This window comes from Flavobacterium sp. Leaf359 (assembly GCF_001423985.1).
Classification (GTDB): Bacteria; Bacteroidota; Bacteroidia; order Flavobacteriales; family Flavobacteriaceae; genus Flavobacterium; species Flavobacterium lindanitolerans.
Window position 1 is genome coordinate 456,276 of sequence record NZ_LMPW01000012.1, and the last position, 17,880, is coordinate 474,155.

At 37.2% G+C, this 17,880-nt stretch carries 18 protein-coding genes; 11 read left to right on the top strand and 7 right to left on the bottom strand.

The genetic code is table 11. From position 1 onward, the window contains the following. Positions 1 to 120 precede the first annotated feature (120 nt). Positions 121 to 2,310: a glutamine synthetase III gene (locus ASG38_RS10440; protein WP_056070245.1), complete on the top strand. Its 2,190-nt coding sequence runs from the start codon at positions 121 to 123 to the stop codon at positions 2,308 to 2,310. 67 nt (positions 2,311 to 2,377) lie between these two features. On the opposite strand, the gene ASG38_RS10445 is transcribed toward ASG38_RS10440, so the two are convergent. Together ASG38_RS10445 and ASG38_RS10450 are read right to left on the bottom strand one after the other, a co-directional pair. Next, complete coding sequence (locus ASG38_RS10445; RefSeq protein WP_056070248.1) at positions 2,378 to 3,475, bottom strand: hypothetical protein; 1,098 nt, start codon at positions 3,473 to 3,475, stop codon at positions 2,378 to 2,380. Positions 3,476 to 3,477: 2 nt separating this feature from the next. Further along, complete coding sequence (locus ASG38_RS10450) at positions 3,478 to 3,933, bottom strand: T9SS type A sorting domain-containing protein (protein WP_056070251.1); 456 nt, start codon at positions 3,931 to 3,933, stop codon at positions 3,478 to 3,480. 414 nt (positions 3,934 to 4,347) lie between these two features. On the opposite strand from ASG38_RS10450, the gene ASG38_RS10455 reads away from it, so the two are divergent. The 9 genes from ASG38_RS10455 to ASG38_RS10500 all read left to right on the top strand — a co-directional run bounded on the left by ASG38_RS10455 (position 4,348) and on the right by ASG38_RS10500 (position 13,482). Then, positions 4,348 to 5,184 (top strand): hypothetical protein, encoded by an 837-nt coding sequence (locus tag ASG38_RS10455; RefSeq protein ID WP_056070255.1) that lies wholly within the window; start codon positions 4,348 to 4,350, stop codon positions 5,182 to 5,184. A 60-nt stretch (positions 5,185 to 5,244) separates the two neighbouring features. Beyond that, complete coding sequence (locus ASG38_RS10460; RefSeq protein WP_056070258.1) at positions 5,245 to 5,760, top strand: hypothetical protein; 516 nt, start codon at positions 5,245 to 5,247, stop codon at positions 5,758 to 5,760. Between the two features lie 3 nt (positions 5,761 to 5,763). Then, positions 5,764 to 6,489, top strand: coding sequence for a curli production assembly/transport protein CsgE (locus tag ASG38_RS18290; protein WP_235498584.1), 726 nt, complete (start codon positions 5,764 to 5,766; stop codon positions 6,487 to 6,489). Positions 6,490 to 6,505: 16 nt separating this feature from the next. Further along, entirely contained in the window at positions 6,506 to 6,907 is a 402-nt protein-coding gene (locus ASG38_RS10475; RefSeq protein ID WP_056070260.1) for a curli production assembly/transport component CsgF, read from the top strand. A gap of 1 nt (position 6,908) precedes the next feature. Next, complete coding sequence (locus ASG38_RS10480) at positions 6,909 to 8,318, top strand: CsgG/HfaB family protein (RefSeq protein WP_056070263.1); 1,410 nt, start codon at positions 6,909 to 6,911, stop codon at positions 8,316 to 8,318. A gap of 18 nt (positions 8,319 to 8,336) precedes the next feature. Continuing rightward, positions 8,337 to 9,821 carry a carboxypeptidase regulatory-like domain-containing protein gene (locus ASG38_RS10485; protein WP_056070266.1) on the top strand — a complete coding sequence of 495 codons (1,485 nt, stop codon included), beginning with the start codon at positions 8,337 to 8,339 and terminating at the stop codon, positions 9,819 to 9,821. Between the two features lie 624 nt (positions 9,822 to 10,445). Further along, complete coding sequence (locus ASG38_RS10490) at positions 10,446 to 11,234, top strand: OmpA family protein (RefSeq protein WP_056070269.1); 789 nt, start codon at positions 10,446 to 10,448, stop codon at positions 11,232 to 11,234. 77 nt (positions 11,235 to 11,311) lie between these two features. After that, the gene (locus ASG38_RS10495) at positions 11,312 to 12,199 is read left to right on the top strand and encodes an OmpA family protein (protein ID WP_056070273.1); all 888 of its coding nucleotides are present in this window, start codon (positions 11,312 to 11,314) and stop codon (positions 12,197 to 12,199) included. A 104-nt stretch (positions 12,200 to 12,303) separates the two neighbouring features. Further along, positions 12,304 to 13,482: an AIR synthase related protein gene (locus tag ASG38_RS10500; RefSeq protein ID WP_056070275.1), complete on the top strand. Its 1,179-nt coding sequence runs from the start codon at positions 12,304 to 12,306 to the stop codon at positions 13,480 to 13,482. A 139-nt stretch (positions 13,483 to 13,621) separates the two neighbouring features. Here ASG38_RS10500 and ASG38_RS10505 read toward each other — a convergent pair whose 3' ends face one another. The 5 genes from ASG38_RS10505 to ASG38_RS18295 all read right to left on the bottom strand — a co-directional run bounded on the left by ASG38_RS10505 (position 13,622) and on the right by ASG38_RS18295 (position 16,195). Next, positions 13,622 to 14,491: a GNAT family N-acetyltransferase gene (locus ASG38_RS10505; RefSeq protein ID WP_056070278.1), complete on the bottom strand. Its 870-nt coding sequence runs from the start codon at positions 14,489 to 14,491 to the stop codon at positions 13,622 to 13,624. Positions 14,492 to 14,495: 4 nt separating this feature from the next. Next, positions 14,496 to 14,855 carry an iron chaperone gene (locus ASG38_RS10510; RefSeq protein ID WP_056070281.1) on the bottom strand — a complete coding sequence of 120 codons (360 nt, stop codon included), beginning with the start codon at positions 14,853 to 14,855 and terminating at the stop codon, positions 14,496 to 14,498. A gap of 2 nt (positions 14,856 to 14,857) precedes the next feature. Then, positions 14,858 to 15,475, bottom strand: a complete 618-nt coding sequence (locus tag ASG38_RS10515) for a trans-aconitate 2-methyltransferase (protein ID WP_056070283.1) — start codon at positions 15,473 to 15,475, stop codon at positions 14,858 to 14,860. A 10-nt stretch (positions 15,476 to 15,485) separates the two neighbouring features. Then, positions 15,486 to 15,848: a heavy-metal-associated domain-containing protein gene (locus tag ASG38_RS10520; RefSeq protein ID WP_056070286.1), complete on the bottom strand. Its 363-nt coding sequence runs from the start codon at positions 15,846 to 15,848 to the stop codon at positions 15,486 to 15,488. A 152-nt stretch (positions 15,849 to 16,000) separates the two neighbouring features. Further along, entirely contained in the window at positions 16,001 to 16,195 is a 195-nt protein-coding gene (locus ASG38_RS18295) for a hypothetical protein (RefSeq protein WP_056070288.1), read from the bottom strand. A 292-nt stretch (positions 16,196 to 16,487) separates the two neighbouring features. On the opposite strand from ASG38_RS18295, the gene ASG38_RS10530 reads away from it, so the two are divergent. Beyond that, a complete protein-coding gene (locus tag ASG38_RS10530) occupies positions 16,488 to 17,738 on the top strand; it encodes a site-specific integrase (protein WP_056070290.1) in 1,251 nt (416 codons plus the stop codon). Positions 17,739 to 17,880 lie beyond the last annotated feature (142 nt).

The following is a 17,880-nucleotide window of genomic DNA, read 5'->3' on the forward strand; positions in this document are numbered from 1 at the left end:
TTATGAGTGCATATTTTTGTTTTTATTATTTTATACCCTAAAAAAAATAGGGGTATAAATTATTTTTTTATTCAAAAATTATATCTTTGCATCAAATTAGTCAAATCTAAAACAATTCATATGTCGACATTTCGTTTTCAAGCATTAGCGCAGACAGCCGGAAGAAAGCCTGTCAAATTTGAGGAATTGGAGAAAAAATCTGCAATTTTTGGTAGCAATGTATTTAATGACAAGGCAATGCGCCAGTTCCTGACGCAGGACGCTTATCAGGGTGTAAAAGATGCAATACAGCATGGAAAGAAAATCGATAGAAAATTAGCAGACTATATTGCTCTTGGAATGAAAGAATGGGCATTGTCAAAAGGAGTAACACATTATACGCACTGGTTTCAGCCATTGACAGGAACAACGGCAGAGAAGCATGATGCTTTTTTTGAAACTTCATTTGATGGCAGCGACCCGGTAGAAAAATTTGGAGGAGGACAATTGGTTCAGCAGGAACCGGATGCTTCGAGTTTTCCTAACGGAGGAATCAGAAACACATTTGAAGCAAGAGGATATACAGCCTGGGATCCTACATCGCCTGCTTTTATTTTTGGTACAACATTATGTATTCCTACTGTTTTTATTTCCTATACAGGTGAAGCGTTGGATTATAAAACACCTTTATTAAGAGCATTACACTCTATTGACGAAGCTGCAGCATCGGTTTGCCGTTATTTTGATAAGAATGTAAAAAAAGTTACCGCTACTTTAGGCTGGGAACAGGAATACTTCCTGATTGATTCGGCATTGGCAAACTCAAGACCGGACATATTAATGACAGGAAGAACATTATTAGGACATACTTCTGCAAAAGGACAACAGCTTGATGACCACTATTTCGGTTCCATCCCAACAAGAGTACTTTCTTATATGAGAGAGTTGGAATACGAATGTATGCTTTTGGGAATTCCGGTAAAAACCCGTCACAACGAAGTAGCGCCAAATCAATTTGAATTGGCTCCTATTTTTGAAGAAACAAACCTGGCGGTTGACCATAACTCTTTATTAATGGATGTGATGCAAAAAGTAGCAGAACGCCATGATTTCAAAGTGCTGTTCCATGAAAAGCCATTCAAGGGAGTTAACGGTTCCGGAAAACACAATAACTGGTCGTTGGCAACAGACACCGGAGTGAATTTGCTTGGTCCTGGAAAAACGCCAATGAGCAACCTTCAGTTCCTGACTTTCTTTATCAATACAATTAAGGCGGTACAGACTTATGAGGAACTAATGCGTGCTTCTATCGCTACAGCCAGCAATGACCACCGTTTAGGAGCTAACGAAGCACCTCCGGCAATTATTTCTGTCTTTATTGGACAGCAGCTAACCAAAGTTTTGGAAGAATTGGAAGGCGTGTCAAACGGAAAATTATCTCCTGAAGAAAAAACAGACCTTAAATTAAATGTAGTAGGAAAAATTCCGGATGTATTGCTTGACAACACAGACAGAAACAGAACTTCTCCGTTTGCATTTACCGGAAATAAATTCGAGTTCAGAGCTGTAGGTTCAACTGCAAACTGTGCCAATGCTATGACTACACTAAACTCTATCGTAGCAAAACAGCTTATCGATTTCAAGAAAGAAGTTGATGCCTTGATTGAAGGGAAGGACATGAAGAAAGACGATGCTATCTTCAATGTTTTGAGAGAATACATCAAAGAAACAAAAAACATCCTTTTTGAAGGCGACGGTTATAGCGATGCATGGCAACAAGAAGCGGCAAAAAGAGGATTAAGCAACCATAAGACAACTCCTGAGGCTTTAAAAGCAAAAGTTTCTAAAAAAGCTATCGAATTGTTTGGTGAGTTAGGAGTAATGAACCATGTAGAAGTTGAGGCTCGTTATGAAATTGAAATGGAAGAATATACTAAGAAAATCCAGATTGAAGGAAGAGTTCTTGGAGATATTGCCAGAAATCACGTGGTGCCAACGGCTATCCGTTACCAAAACCTTTTGATTGAAAATGTAAGAGGTTTGAAAGACATCTTTGGTAAAGAATATGAAACAATAGCGAAAGAGCAGATTACATTAATCAAAGAAATTTCGGGACACATCGAAGCCATCAATACTAAGGTAGAAGAAATGACCCAGGAACGTAAAAAAGCTAATAACCTTTCTGATACAGAAAAAATGGCTTTTGCCTACTGCAACAAGGTGAAACCTTATTTTGAAATTATCAGAAAGCACTGTGACAAGCTGGAGCTTTTGGTAGATGATGAAATCTGGACATTAACCAAATACAGAGAATTATTATTTACAAAATAATATACTACAAACAACAACAACACAACAATTAAAAAAGCCTGCTTCAAGCAGGCTTTTTTTATCTGTATTATAGAGGTGTAATGGTATAGTTGCCCGAACCGTTGAAGTTTAGAACTAAATCAATTCTGTAGTTTCTTGGAGTTGAAGTGGCTCCTGGAAAAGAAATTGGGGGACCATTCTTATCAATTGTTCCGTCTGCAAGGTTGTCACCAAATTGGTCATTTGAACTGTTAGGGGAGGCAAAAGTGAAATTAAAATTATCACCGCTTACAATGCCTGTAACTGTTGCTGACAAAGTGTTTGTTGCGGCATTATAAGTCATACTGCGTGTTATGGAATTAAAATCGCTTTTTCTTACGTATACCTCCGGAGCAATTGATGTAAGTTGTAGAGGCATTGGAGAATAAGTACCAACTTGGATAAAATAAAATCCATTTGAAGGAATTGTGTACGCACTTGCATTTAAAACTAAATCTCGGAATCCATTAACTCCATAAACAGCTCCGTTAGCGCTATTAGTAGATATGAATTTTATTTGAGTTCCTGAGGTTAAATATTTATATCCAATAAAAGAAGCATCAGTGTTATGCATTAAAAGTGCAGAAGTTGGGTTAAAGCTATTAAATGTTCCATACAGGTATAATAAGTCTGGAATATTAGAATTATTTTCAGAAGTAGGCAAAGAAAGTTGTCCGTTATCATTAACAGTAAGCTGGTATGGAGTACCGTTTGGCGAAATCAGTTTGATTCCTTCTCCGGCTTGTAAAGCCAGGCCTTTTGCTGCCAAAGCATAAGGAACCGAAAGCAATTGTGTTGTTCCTGTCAAAACATAATTTGTTCCTCCGGCAACATCTAGCTCTACCTTTAAAAACTTTGGGTTGGTTGCCCAATTAATCGCAGAAAATGTTCCTGTTGTGGCAGAACCTTGACCAATAATTGTAGCGAATAGTCCTTGGGCATTTGTGGTTTTGGTATGTGTTTCGGCATATAAAACAGTACCGGTAGCAGTATTGTCTAATACAGAAAGTCTGATTCCTACGTTTGAATTAACAACAGGTGCGCCAGATGAACTAAGTGCAATAGCCTGATAAGAAATTCCTTGTGGAACTTGAGCCGAGACTAAAAAAGAAAATAATAAAGCAGTAAAAAGTAATAATTTTTTCATTGTTAACGTTTGATGATTTTAAATGTTTTGAATTTTTGGTTTGCGAATTGAATTAAATAAGTGCCACTTGAAAGGGGACTAAGATCCAGCGAATGATCAGAATCAATGTTTTTTGACAGAACTACTTGTCCCGCATTGTTATATACCGACACGCTTTCGTTCGAAATAGCTTCTTTTGTGTCAAAAAATATTTTAGCCACTGTAGGATTTGGGTACACGGTAATTTTTTCGGTCAGGTCAAAATGATCTACTTCAAGATTATTATTGTTCAGCATTGTAAGAATACCAATAATTCCGGAACTGGTTTGGTTTTGATTTTGTGGAACAACAAAAATTTCCCCTATCGAAACAGAAGCCGCGGTTCCAATTACGCTACCGGAATTCAAGGTCTGAATTGCAGATTGCGAATAGCAATAGGAAACAGGGAATAAAAAAAGAAATAATAGTTTTTGTTTCATAATAAAATAAAATTTCGGCAAATATATATACAATAGGATGGATATTTGAGCAGGTATAGAAAGAAAATTTTTACACAATAATTTTTGAAAATTATTTTTTGCAAACTATCTCTTACGAAAAGGTTAAGTAAAAAAGATTTAAATGTGAATTTTATAATTAATTTTGATGGTATAAATTAAAAATCATGTATTTCATCCGATTTTTTAAACAATTCATAGAAAAATAAGAATTAGCATGTAATTTTTACGGTTTCCCGTATTGCTTTTTAGAAAAAAGAAATAACTTTGAAAAGCAAGATACCACAATTGTAATCCAAAAATACTTCATTCACAAGCTGTTAGCAGCTTCCCTCTAAGACTTTTTTCGTCCCCCAAATATTAAATTGTAATTATAACCAATTAAATATTTTTATTATGAAAAAAGTGATTTTGAGCATCTCAGTGATGCTGGTAAGTGCAGTTTCTTTTGCACAATTTAATGACAGCAATGTTTTGCAGTTGGGCGGATCCAACAACTCGGCTGTTAATCAAAAAGGATCGTATCAGGATTCGGATGTAAGACAACAAGGAAACAATAACGTTTCGAATGTTACACAAGGAATTAATCCAAACCTTTCTTCTGCTTCCAATCATAACAAAGCAGACGTAAAACAAGTTGGAAACTCAAACAACGCTTTTGTATCACAAAACAATCTTTACAATGAAGCTTATCAGGTTCAGACAGGAAACAGCAACCAGGCTACTATCTGGCAGGATCAGCTAAACCCTGTTGCCGGAAACGGTCATGATTGGGCAAAACAGGTTCAGACAGGAAACAACAACAAAGCTACTATTGACCAGGGCACCAGCGGAAACGAAATGCCATCCGGAGCTCCGTTTAGTGCAGAAGCATTAGGATTTGTGAGTGCTGTTGCTGTGCCATTTATGCCACACGGATATAATGATGCTTTACAAACTCAAAATGGAGATTTCAACATTGCCTACACTAGCCAGGGTGGTGAAATGAACGACTCTAAAATTACTCAAACAAGTACTGCCGTAGCTGCTTCCGGTGCTAATAAGGCTAGCCACTACCAATATGGCAAGGAAAATGACGCTCTGACTACTCAAAACGGATTTGGTCATTTAGACAATACACTTCAAATAGGAAACTTTAACTATTCTAACGTAATGCAAAGCGGTAACAACCAAACCAGCATGAACGTTCAAAAAGGAAATTCTAACATCAACAATGTTACTCAATCCAACTAGTTGAGGAATTAAAATGGGGCAGCCGGTTCAGGTAGCCCCATTTTTATAAAACAAAAGATTATGAAACCCTTATTTTTTAAGCTATTGCTCCTGGTACTTTTTTCTCAGGTTGCTTTGGCACAGGAAGAAGAAAACCCGGGCTTCGATCAATACAGTTCTTCTGTCTTTGATTCGAAGGAAGAAACCCTGTTTGTGGTTTCAAGCATGAATCCAAAACAGTATGCCAATTCCTTGTTTCAGAAAGGAGATATTCTGGTTCAGCAAATAGGAGATTACAATTTGTTCAATGCAAACTTAAAAGCGAATGAAGTCAATGTTTCTGTACTTCAAAACGGTGATGATAATGCTATTTCACTTTCCAAACAGGCCAACACAATAACACAGAATATCATACAATCCGGGAAAAATAACGGTATTCAGGATTTTACCTATTACACGAAATATGATGTGAATACACAGATGATCCAGCAAGGTAATAATCAGAACATACAAAATTATGGAACCAATTCCCTTTCAAAAGACATGAAAGTCACACAGTCCGGAAATGGTTCTTCGGTAATTATAATAAACCAATAAGCCATGCCAAAATATCTTTCCTATAGTTTTTTCATGCTGATGCTTTTTGCTCCTGCCGCCTATTCGCAACTGACGAACAGCCAGGTCAAGGCAAAAATACACCTGGAAGAAATTGAAGGAAATATAAAGATTACCGGTACTGCGGAAAATTTAACCGATATCGTTCAAAGCCTATCGTATAAATTATCAGTAATAAGAAAGAATAAGATAAACAGCAATCAATCCAATAATGCTCAGGAAGGGCTTTTTACTTTAGATCCGAACGAGACAAAAAAGCTGTCATCAACCCAAATCAATGTCAATGAGAATGATGAAGTTATTGTCATGCTCCTTTTTTATGATAGTGATAAAAAACTGGTGGGAAAAGACAGGATTGTCATTGGTGAAGAAAAAAAGGATGAAGGAATAGTTCCTGTAGACGGTTTTGAATTGTCCGGAATAGTAACCGATGATACCAAAACCAAAGCAGGTAAAGATTTTTATGACTTATATTTTTTTAAGTATAGCGATCTGAAAATCAATTCCAAAAAGATTGTTACCATAACTGAAGAATTGAGTTTTGCCAGAAATACAAAAATTACGATCAGCATAGATACTAATCCCATTTATGAGTTTTTAGTAAATCCCGATGAAGAATTTTTAAGTCTCGTAGCCGAAGATGCTGTAAATGTTACTTCTGCTTATCTGAAAAATCTGGAAAAACAAAGCCGATATTTCACTCAGTATTAATCTTATTCTATTAATTATGAAACCTCTAGCAACTGCAATTATCATTTTGCTGGCCTATGCAGCGAATGCTCAGGATCTGGTCTACAAGCCCAGAAACCCAAATTTTGGAGGAGATACTTTTAACTACCAGTGGCTTCTGAGTTCAGCCGAAGCCCAAAACAAACTAAAAGATAATACGGTCACGACCAAAACAAAAACCGAACTGGAGAGTTTTACTGAAAACCTGAACTCACAATTGCTGAATTTGGTTTCCAGATCCCTGTTCACACAACAATTTGGAAATAACGGAATTTCAGAAGGGAGCTACACTTTTGGCAGCCTGTCTGTTGAAATTTTTCCGTCAGAAAACGGACTGACCGTAACTATCCTGGATACCAATACAGGAGAACAAACACAAGTTATCATCCCAAAATCATAATATGCAGATCAGATATTACTTTGCGATAGTCCTGATGCTGTTGCTCTCCGGATGTGGCGCTTATTACAATCAGCCATTGAAGATTGAAAAAGCATCGTTGGGAGAAATCACCCCGGCAACAACACTTTTAAGGGAATTGCCAAAACCTAAAGAACCCGTGGTAGTTGGGATTTATAAATTTAGGGACCAAACAGGACAATATAAAGCTTCGGATAACGGAAGTACCTTCAGTACTGCCGTAACTCAGGGAGCGACCTCTATATTAATCAAGGCTTTGGAAGATTCCAAATGGTTTGTTCCAATTGAGCGCGAAAATATTGGAAATCTTTTGCAGGAAAGAAACCTGATTCGCTCTACGAGGCAGGAATATTCTAAAAATCCAAATTCAACAGAACAGCTAACGCCGCTTTTGTATGCAGGAGTTTTGTTAGAAGGAGGTATTGTTTCCTATGATACGAACATCATAACGGGAGGTTTCGGGGCAAGATATTTTGGAGTAGGAGGTTCTACAAAATACAGGCAGGACCGTGTGACCATTTACCTTAGGATGATTTCTACGGCAAGCGGAAAAATCCTGAAATCAGTATATGTTTCCAAAACTATTCTGTCGCAGGCCATTGACCAGAGCTTTTTCAGATATGTCAAATTCAAAAGATTGCTTGAAGTCGAAACGGGATATTCTACAAACGAACCCGTACAGATGGCTGTGACAGAAGCTATCGAAAAAGCAGTACAGTCTTTGGTACTGGAAGGAATTCAGGATAAAATTTGGGAAGCAGATGCCAGCAAAGAAGAAGTAGATTCGCTTATTTCAAAATATGAAATGGAAAAAGAAGTGGCAGATGCTACCGGAATCTACGGAAGATACAAAACAGAAAGAAGGTCACGGTTTGCGATTGAATTAGCGGGAGGAGCCACGCTTATTGATGGCGATTATGACAAGTCATTATTTCGTCCGATGGGTCGTGGGGCATTGAAATATTTTTTCACTCCGGGTTTTAACCTTAGCGGTTCCACTAATGTTATTAACCTGGCAAACAAAGACCGTCTGGATGTAGGCTATCTGACTTTTGACCTGAATGCCGAATTGATTTTACTGCCTAAAGAACAACTGAGTCCGTATGTTTTTGGAGGTGTCGGATTTGGAGCCAACCGTCTTTTCGAAAATACGCATGCAAAAGTGCAATACGGTGCCGGACTGGAATATCTGGCTTCCAAAACAATCGGAATAAAAGTGTATGCCGAACACAATCTCAACTTTAGCGACACTATAGATTATTTGGAAAGAGGAGTGCGCGATGATTATTATTTCCGGTTTGGGTTAGGGCTGACATATTATTTCCCAAGGAAAAATCAGAAAATCTATGAGAAATACATCATTGAAGAAGCCCAAAATCCGCTGAAGCAATAATTTTTAATCTTTAAAGTCATGAAAAATATTCTTATAAAATCAGGATTTGTTCTTTTGCTTCTGCTGCTATCGTGCAGTGAGGAAAAAGTCGATGGAGAAGATTTCGGAACCGTTACAGGAAGGGTAGTCGTAGCCAATACGTTTGAACCTTTGGCGAATGCAAAAGTTTTCTCCAATCCAACATCAAGTATTGTTTTTACTGATGAAGACGGAAGGTTTACAGTTCCTAAAGTTGTAGTAGGCCAATATTCTTTTCAGGCTCAAAAAGACGGCTATCTGACCAAGTTTGAAGCAGCAAATGTTGTGAACAACAGTACAACGGAAATCGTTTTTGAATTGTCTGTCTCCACAAGTGGCAACCGCCCGCCCAATGCTCCAACATTAACACTTCCGGCTGACAATGCGGTCAACCAGAACCGCCAGGTTGTTTTGACCTGGACGGCTACAGACCCTGAACAGGATTCGCTCACCTATGAAGTCATACTCAGAAACGATGCTACAGATGATGTGGTAGTTTATTCGGATATCAGTACCCCAACTTTTACTTTGCAAAATCTTGCTTTCGGAACCAAATATTTTTGGCAGGTTTCGGCTTCTGATGGAGTAAATGCTCCTGTTATGAGTACGGTACGAACATTCACGACAACTTCTTTTCCGGATACCCGTTTCCTCTTTGTCAAAAAGCTTAGCGAGAATAATGTTATATATGCAGGTGACAATTCCGGCAATCAGATACAACTGACGAGTTCAGAAACCAATAGCTGGAGACCCAGAAAAAACAACCAATCGAATAAAATAGCTTTTATCCGTTCCAACGGAGCCCAAAACCATATTTATATCATGAATCCGGATGGTTCGGGAGTATTCAAAGTGACAAATTCAGTGCCCGTTGCAGGATTTAATCCTGAGTTTATCAATTTTTCGTGGAACACCAGCGGTAGTCAGATTATCTATCCGAGTTTTGACAAACTGTATAGGATAAACAGTAATGGGAGCGGGCTGACTGAAATCTTCCATACGCCAAATGGTAAATTTATTTCAGAATGTGATTGGAGTTATGATGGCTCAAAAATTGCCTTAAAGGTTAATGATGCCAGCGGTTATAATGCCGAAATATATGTGATTACGTCCGAAGGTAGCATTACAGACCTGGTTATTTCGGGAGTGAATGGAGCTGTGGGAAGTCTTAATTTTTCAATCACGGGACAAAAATTACTTTTTACCCGGGATATTTCCGGTTTTGAAAATCCGGACTACAGGCAATTGGATACGCGAATTTTCCAGCATACTTTCAGTACCAATACAACCGCAGAAATCAATACCGAAAAACCGGCCGGAACGGTAGACATTGATGCCAGATATTCGCCTAATGAAGCGGAAGTAATTTTTGTAAACACCTCAAATGATTTTATTAGTGCGAGGAATATACAGAAATACCTGATTGGCATAGTAGCCTCAAGAACCACGCTATTTACGAATGCCTCAATGCCGGATTGGGAGTAAAATAAGTAGGTAAAGTGTTTTGGCTAAGAATATTGCATTTAATCGATTATCCTCCAAAATTCTGAAAAACTATACTGTTTTAACTTAAATTAGTGATGAAAATAAGAGTTCGTTCGATAGAACTTTACCCCATAAGTTTTGTACTTATACTTATTTATTTACCCCCATCGTAAATAAATATTTTAATTTGCTTTAGGATTTGAGTTTGAAATACAAGCCCTTTACCGGGTGAACCTAAATTCTAATTTTTCCCAGCAAATTAATTCTAAAACTGGTGAGATAGCGAAAGCTGTCTCACTTTTTATTTAATCGTAATAAAATTCTGAATCTTCCGTTAGTATAAAAAATAAATGACTATCGGTTAGTTTATACCAAATCAAAGAATAGTGGATTTAGCCACAGATCAAAATGATTAGACAGATTTAAAAAATTCATATAAAAGAAAACCCGAAAGGGTTACTTTCATAATTTTTTCTTTGATAAGGCTTAATTACTTTGCGGCTCTGCGCCTTTGCGAGCAATTATTTCATATAAAGGCGCAGAGCCGTAAACATGACAAGTTATAAAACCTAGATGTAAGAATCTTTTGGTGTAAAGTTTCCGATAATCAATAAAAAATATAACGTGAAGCAAAAATTTACCACAACTTTCCTCTTATTGTTTTCTGTACTCCTATATGCTCAGGAACAACAATTCCAGGTGTTTTTTGATTTTGATATTTCAGAAACGAATACCGCCTCAACGACCAAATTGCAACAATGGATAAGTGATAATCCTACAGCAGAAGTTGAAAAAATCTATGGCTATTGCGACTCGGTTGGCAGTCTGGAGTATAATGATGTGCTTTCTGTAAAACGGGCTAATTATGTTTTGGAAAAACTTAAAAGCAGCAATATAAAAATAAGCGGGAAAGCTGAAATAAAAGGTTTTGGAAAACGGTTGACCCAGCCTGGTTTGGCATCAGCCAACCGTAAAGCAGTAGTTTATTATACTATTCCGGCTAAAAAAGAAGAGCCCGTTGCAAAAGAGAATCTTTCAGAAGAAACAAAAAACTTAAAAACCGGTGATAAGTTCACGCTAAAAAATCTTAATTTTTACAACCGTTCCGGAGTTATAGTGCCATCATCTGAACCTATATTAAAGGAATTGCTAAGTGTAATGGTTGAAAGACCCGATTTGAAAATAGAAATACAAGGGCATATATGCTGTCAGTTGGGAACAGATTTAGAAAACATCGCCACCATAAGGGCAAGGGCAATTTATAATTTCCTCATTGAAAACGGCATTAGTAAAGACAGGCTGCAATATAAAGGATTTGGCAGTTCAAGGCCCATTCACCAGATACCGGAAAGGAATGAGCAGGAGCGCAATGAAAACAGGAGAGTAGAGATTGTAATACTTGACAGTAAGTAGCAATATTGGATGTTCCGGCAGATTTTCCTATGTAATAAATAATTTGTTACTTCGTTTTTATTTATAAACCCCAGTCCATGAAAAATACGGCTCTATATATCTTTTTTTTATTTTTTTCGTTAGTAGCACAGGCACAGGAAGAATTTTCAGTCTATTTTGACAGTAATAAATACGAACTCAAAAAACAGGAAAACGAAAGGCTGCAAAATTTTATCAATACCAATAAAGAGGTCAAAATTGTAGCAATCAATGGTTATACTGATGAAGACGGAACCACAGCTTTTAACGACACGCTTGCACAAAAAAGAGTCGATTTTATTTATGGCATAATAAACGGAAAGCTAAAAATCAGGGATGATTTCAAGACCAGAAGCTTTGGAGAAAGACACAGGCAATCAAAAATAAAATCCGAAAACAGAAAGGTTACCATTTATTTCCTTTTGGCCAAAGACCTGCCACGAGAAAATGAAATTCTTGGAATTAAGGAAGAACCGGTGGTGAAAAAACAGAGGGAAATGCCTAAATATCCGCAAAAGATGACCCTACAGAATCCTAATGGCACGACCAGTGAATTGGTTTTTGATGTTGCCTTTATGGAAAAACTGACGGTTGCAAAACCCGGCGAAAAAATAAAACTGGAGAATCTTAATTTTCAGTTGAACACATTTGCTATTACTAATGACTCAAGACCCAAAATGTATGAATTGCTGGAAGTCATGAAAAGAAATCCACAGATGAAAATACAGATTCAGGGGCATATTTGCTGTATGCAAAACGACAAACAGGACCTTTCGACCAAAAGGGCCAAAGCCATTGCCAGATTCTTGGAAATGAACGGAATTGATAAAGATAGGGTGACCTACAAAGGATTTGGAGTAACCGAACCGCTTTTTGCCATTCCGGAAAAAAGTGAGGAAGAAAGGGCTGCAAACCGACGTGTTGAAATTGAAATCATAGAGAATTAGCCCATGTTTTACAAAAGCAGGTAGCTTGAAAATCTATGACTGTCTGCCAATTGAAACTCAAAAAAACTGATTATCTTTGCGGCACAACAACACAACCTATTTTTATGAGTTCTGATACCAGCAAACGCTATAATTTGCGAGGAGTTTCTGCTTCAAAAGAAGATGTCCATAACGCAATTAAAAACATAGACAAAGGATTATTTCCAAAAGCTTTCTGCAAAATTGTTCCGGATTACTTAACCAATGACGAAGATTACTGCCTCATTATGCATGCAGACGGAGCAGGAACAAAATCATCTTTAGCTTATTTGTACTGGAAGGAAACGGGCGATTTGTCTGTTTGGAAAGGCATTTCTCAAGATGCCCTCATTATGAATATTGATGATTTGTTGTGCGTTGGCGCTACAGACAATATATTGCTGTCTTCCACTATTGGGAGGAACAAAAACCTGATTCCGGCCGAAGTAATTTCTGCTATCATTAACGGAACTGAAGAACTTATTGAAGAATTGAAATCTTTTGGCGTTACCATTCATTCAACAGGTGGCGAAACGGCAGATGTAGGTGATTTGGTACGTACCATAATTGTCGATTCTACCGTAACGGCAAGAATTAGAAGAGACAAAGTAGTCGATAATGCCAATATCAAACCTGGCGATGTGATTGTTGGTTTGGCTTCTTTTGGTCAGGCAACTTATGAAAAGTCGTATAATGGAGGAATGGGCAGTAACGGATTGACATCAGCGCGTCATGATGTATTCCATAACTATCTTGCTCAGAAATATCCTGAAAGTTTTGACGCTTCTGTACCGGCAGATTTGGTATATTCCGGTAATGTGAAACTAACAGACGAAGTTAAAGGCGCTCCAATTGATGCCGGAAAACTGGTACTTTCTCCAACAAGAACCTATGCGCCTGTTATCAAAAAAATCCTGGATACCTATTCTCCGGAACAAATCCACGGAATGGTTCATTGCAGTGGAGGTGCTCAAACCAAAGTCTTACATTTTGTTGATAACGTACATGTGATAAAAGACAATTTATTCCCGATTCCGCCACTTTTCAGGCTTATTCAGGAACAATCAAAGACAGACTGGAAAGAAATGTATCAGGTATTCAATTGCGGACACAGGATGGAAATCTACGTACCACAGGAAATAGCCAATGAAATCATAGCAATTTCCGAGTCGTTTAACATTGAAGCGCAGATTGTAGGTAGGGTTGAAGCCTCAGAAAACAAGAAGCTGACAATAAAAAGTGAATTCGGGACTTTTGAATATTAATCAAAGTCCTAGTATAAAAAACTCCCGCTGTTCGGGAGTTTTTCTTATTTTCCTCGTTTTGCGACTCTGCGTCTTTGCGTGAAATAGTTGCTCGCAAAGACGCAGAGCCGCAAAGGTTCCAATAGAAATCTAAACTTTACTATCCTGTATAAACTTCCCGCAAGCCATCTAATTTTAATTCCATTTCATATTGGCTTATAAATTTTTCGAATCCCATAGATTCCAAAAAAGCTGCAGTTTCTTTAGAATTACCATCGATATTGATTAATGCTATTTCGTTACCAAAATTAGAAGCGATATAGCTGAAAAGCTGCCCTGCCAATCCTTTTCTACGGAATTCTTTTTTAACAGCAAACTGCTGTACTCTTTTCGCAGCAGGATTATAAATCAGATAACCAAGCAATTGTTCTTCTTCAAAAATTCCAACCGCATGATTGGTTTCTTTTAAATTTTCTACGGCAGTGATTGAATTTTGCCATGAAGGTTCCCAATCCCAAAACAGTCTCATATTTTGCCAATCAAACGATTTTAACTCTCTAATGTCATAGTCTTTGTCTTGACCTTCTATTTGTAGTAATGTTTTATAACAGTCGAGATTTCGGACTATCTTAAAACCTGTTTTTTCATAGGTTTTTAGCGCGGGAATATTTTCCGTAAGTACCTCAAGTCTGACAATGTCTGTATTTTCAGCCTTTAGAAAAGGGAGAATATATTCGTAAAGTTGGGCAGTGAGTCCATTTCCTCTTTTTTCAGGTATGATTCCCGTTCCGGCATTATAAACCACAGTTTTCCCATTAATCTTATCATAACCATGAAGTATAAACCCGACTAATTTGCCGGCTTCAAAAGCTCCGACAGACAATTCCATGCGAACGCTGTCATTGGTGATTTTCCCTTCTAATTGTGGTAAGGTCAGCCGAAAAGGAACAATATAATCTGAAAATGAACTATTGAAAACTTCCAGAATTTCTTCTGTACTGCTTTTTTCAAGCGTCTGGAATTGCATCATTATATTATTTCTTTTTTTCAGAATTCTGTTTTACCCTAAATGCGGTGATTCTTGCAATCAAGTCGAGTGGTATGGATTGGTCAAAAGGAAACTGTACAGAACCTTTTCCTTTTTTGTAAGCAGTGAGTTCCCTGTCAAATTCTTCCATGCCTTCCGGTGCCGGATAGAAACCAATATGGTTTTTAAAAGCAGCAAAATGCACAAGATTACCATTTAGTACAAAAGTAGGAATGGCATATTTAATCGCTTCGGTGGCTTCAGGGGCAGCCTTTTGTATGGTGGAGCGAACTTCTTGCAGAATCTTTTGTACGTCATGTGGGAAAGTCGCAATATACTCGTCTATATTATCTGGTTTCGCTGTCATACTCAATTCCTATTTCTCTTAAAACTACAGAATAAGAAATTTTGTGTAGTATTAAAAGGTGTTTTGTGGTCTTCATAAATACAGTGTAATTTTTCAAATCTGTTTTTTAATACAGCATGCAGGGTTTCTTCACTATATTGTTTTATATCAAGACCACTGCATTTTTTTGGTCCGTTTTCAGAAAAAGTACCAATTGTTAGGTATCCGGAAACGGCACTTTGGGCGATTTCGATATACTTTTCTACCTGTTCTTTTGTAGTGAGGAAATGAAATGCAGCCCTGTCATGCCACACATCAAAGGTAGTATCGGGTTTAAAATCCAATATGTCGCTTACAATCCAGTTTACTTTTTCTGACCTATTCCCCAAACGTAATTTTGCTTTTTCCAGTGCTTTTGCAGAAATATCCAATACGCTGATATTTTCAAAACCTTCATCGAGTAAAAAGTCAACCAATTTGCTATCGCCACCGCCAATATCAATGATTTTAGCGGATTTATTTAAACTAAAAGAATGGATAAAATTCAATGAAGTTTTTGGAATTTCTTGTGTCCAGCTTACTTCTTCCGGGCCTTTATTCTGATAGACGGCCTCCCAATGTTCTTTGTTTTTTGTATCCATACTAAGTTTGTTAAGCTTTTTTACAGCAATTGTCTAAGCTTTCATAAGCAACTGCATCAGCTTTGATATCGTCTGCATCATAGCCTAATTTAGAGATGGCCGTTTTAATAGTCTGTAAATCCGTTTTTGTAGCATTATAATACACCGTAAGTGTACTGTTTTTTTCATCCAGTTCATACATTCGTACGCCTTTTATCTTTAGCATATTGGATTGAAATTTTGACCCGCAGGTTTCACATTCCTTACAATGGTCGCAATGAATACTGGTTTTGATAACTGCTTTTTGGTTTTTCTTGCCTTCCTGTCCAAATGAAGTAACAGCAAATAGCATAAAAAATAATAAGATTGATTGTTTTAAGAAAGTGTTTTTCATCAGTTATAATTTTGCTTTCTCACAAATATAAGGCAAATTATTGGCTGTAAAATCCTAAAATTATCAGATAGGAATGTGTATCGTAAATACTACTTTCAGCCATCTAACCTTACAACTTTATAACTTTATGACTTTCCAACTTTATAACTTCATCACTCCGTCGCCTCTAAATATTTTTTATCCCAATTTTCATAAAGCTGTACTAAGGCATCATAATTCCTGTCTTTTGGAAGATTTTTATCCCATTTCTGTATCATCTTTTGTAGTCTTTCTTTATCCCGTTTTATAAAAGCAACAGTTCCCTTTGCATAGAAATACCATGCTTTTCCCTCGTCACCTCCAAACAACCGGTATAAAAAATTATAGGTTTTTTTAAAATAAAGTTTCAGTAAAAATACATCAAAAATTAAAAACAGGTAAAACGGTTGTAAATAAAGGATTTACAGCCTTTTTATGATTTTTTGGTAATGAGGTAAAAAGCAGTAAAAAGCGAGGTTTGGCAAAAGTAAGGTTACTAAAACGTTACTTTTAAATATCGAAAATACTTATTTTAAAATACTGTATTTCAGCTTTTTGCTCAGTTTTTCATATTGTTCCGTAGCTCACATAAGTTTAATTTTATCATTAAGAATTGTGAGTATGGAAACGACAAAAAAATCAACGTTTAAGGTATTGTTTTACCTTAAAAAGAATGCCCCAAAGAAAAACGGATTGGTTCCGATTATGTGTAGAATTACCGTAAATGGTACGCAGTCTGCATTCAGTACCAAACTGGATATTTCTTCAATAAATTGGGATTTGAAGTACGGCAGGGTTACAGGAAAAAGCAGAGAAGCCCAAGAGGTAAACGACAAACTTGACAAAATCCGTTTGGGTATGGAAGACTGTTATTCCAAAATCCTAAAGAACGAGGGGACGGTAAACAGTGCGAAGCTTAAAAATGCCTTTCTCGGTATGGAAAGCGGAGAACTGACCTTTTTCAAGTTCTGTGAACAATTTCTTTTAGACTTCGAGAAAAAAGTAGGTAGCGGACTTAGGGTTATAGGTTCTTACCGGAGATACAGGACACTCACAAAGCATCTTCGCAATTTTGCACGTGTGAAATACGGTTATACCGATGTATCGTTTAGCAGTCTTACCCCTGATTTTGTGCAGGACTTTGATTACTACCTGCGTGATAACCATCATTTGGGGCATAACACGGTTTGGGTATATATGATTGGATTTACCACGCTTTGCCGATTGGCAATGAGCAGAAAGCATCTTGCTTTCAATCCGTTCAGTGAATACAAGAATACCAAAAAGGACAAAGATAGAGGCTATCTGTTACGGAACGAGTTGGAACAACTTGTAACATTCAACTGTGCTACAAAGAAAGATGAGTTGGTAAAAGACCTGTTCGTTTTCAGTTGCTTTACAGGACTGTCTTATTCGGATATGAAAGCATTGAAAAACAGCCATCTTCAGGAGTTCTTTGACGGTAACAGGTGGATTATCATACGCCGGAAAAAGACGGCAACATCGTCAAACGTGATGCTTTTGGATATTCCGAAAATGATTATCGAGAAATATGCGGGACTGGAAAAGGACGGAAGGGTTTTTCCCGTACCCTCAAACACTGTTTGCAATGACAGCTTGAAGAGAATATCCGGACTTATCGACTGCCTGAAAGAAAAGAAAGTAACTTTTCACTTGGCACGTCATACGTTTGCAACTTTGTTTTTAAGCGAAGGTGTTCCGCTCGAAAGTTTAAGCAAGATGTTAGGACATAAAAACATTGCCACCACACAGATTTATGCCAAGATACTCAACGAGAAAGTTGGAAAGGATATGCAAAAGGTATCGCATAAATTTAAGGGGATGGAACGGTCTTTTGTTTCGCAACGATGAAGCCTATAAAGAAGGTGAATGTTATTGCATTGGCTTCTTTCTCAATTTAACTCAACCTTATCTACATAAAGAAAACTTTACTAAAGATTTTGGTAGAATGAAATATTAGATTAAATTTGACAACAATGTCAAGAAATAAATT